General features: G+C 50.4%; 2 protein-coding genes. Both read left to right on the top strand.

Annotated features, from left to right (window positions below; translation table 11 throughout):
* Window positions 1-239 precede the first annotated feature (239 nt).
* Window positions 240-1,022: a hypothetical protein gene (locus V6D20_04960; protein ID HEY9815139.1), complete on the top strand. Its 783-nt coding sequence runs from the start codon at window positions 240-242 to the stop codon at window positions 1,020-1,022.
* Window positions 1,023-1,322: 300 nt separating this feature from the next.
* Window positions 1,323-1,511, top strand: a 189-nt coding sequence (locus V6D20_04955; protein ID HEY9815138.1) for a hypothetical protein, incomplete at its 3' end; no start/stop codon positions are given.

Raw genomic sequence — 1,511 nt, 5'->3', positions numbered from 1 at the left:
GTGCGCAAGCGATGCGTACTCTAACAAATCTGAATCGGGCGAGTAATATCCCCCGTAGGAGGTACGACTTGAGTGCCATTCTTGAGAGACATGGAGTAGAATTGGACTATATTCCGAATGTCGTCAACACAAATACACGTAACACCACCAACATCGAGTCTCTTGAGCGGCTGCGTGCTGTCCTCGCACGTCAGCACGGTCGTTGCACCTCCCGTTATGGGGCAGGAGTGTAATATACCATGATCGCCATTGCATCATACAATCCCGGCAGCCGTGGGGCTAAGGCCCTGCGGGATGCCCTGCGGCAGAAAGGGTACCGCTGTAATATTCTCGCTAGTCCTGAGCGTTCCCGGTATCGCCAGAAGGCTAGCCACTTTGTCATCAACTGGGGGGTATCTGATCAACGATACAACGTTGAACCTAGTTTAAACTACTTCTCAAATGTCAACGATGCGTCTGATAAGTCCCGTGCTTTCAATGTGTTAGGTGCGTCGGGGGTCAATATCCCGCAGTGTACAACTGATGTACAAGTTGCTCGTGAGTGGGGCAGAGTGATGGCGCGGACATTGCTCCGATCACACAGCGGTAATGGGCTATACTACTGTGACCTTCGCGACGGGGGAGAACTGCTGACGAGCTACGATGGATCACCTGTGCGGCTATACGTGCAGTATATTCCCAAGACAGCGGAGTATCGTGTCCATGTGTGTGGCGAAGAAGTGGCGGATGTGCAGCGGAAGGCACGGCAACGTGAGGTTCCTGACGATCAGGTTAATTGGCAAATCCGTAATCATCACAATGGATTCATCTTTGCCCGTAACGAGGATATGGGTGAGGTGCCTCAATGCGTGAAGGATGAGGCGATCAAAGCTGTCCGTGCCCTCGGCCTGCATTACGGGGCTGTGGACATTGGCTATCACGACAGGCACGGTGCGGTGGTGTACGAGGTTAACACCGCTCCGGGACTTGAGGGTACAACGGTAGATAATCTATCTGATATCATTATCAATAGATATATCTAGATATATATCTATATATAGAGCCCCCTATAGGGGCTCTTAGATATATCTATATAGATATGGAACTTTTAGTTTAAACTGGTGTCGTACTAGAACCGACACCTATGGAGTTGACAATGCTTGGAAGTGATAACGTAAACGTGGTTGAGTGTGAGGTCTGTAGTGAGCAAATCCTACAGGACTCGCAGACAGGCGAGTACATCAGTGAGCCCTGTGCTGACTATTGCCCGTGCCGGGACAGTTACGACGCGGCTAAGCTAGACTACGATGTAGCCGATGAATCCGTTAGGGAGCTTGACTTCAATGAGTAATGAAACTTTCCCAAAGCTGCCGGGCAAGTATATCGTGTGGTGTCCACAAGCAAATAATCCACAAGTGATTCATCCGTACTACGAGGATGCACAGGATGAGGCCAAGCGGCTGGCCCTCAAACATTCTGGCAAGGAGTTCTACGTCTGCTCACTCTCGTCTAAGTTCAAGGCTCATACCGAG

It is taken from the genome of Candidatus Obscuribacterales bacterium (assembly GCA_036703605.1).
Lineage (GTDB): Bacteria > Cyanobacteriota > Cyanobacteriia > RECH01 > RECH01 > RECH01.
Note: the sequence above shows the minus strand (reverse complement) of the source record. Positions and strands in the feature narration are given on the sequence as shown.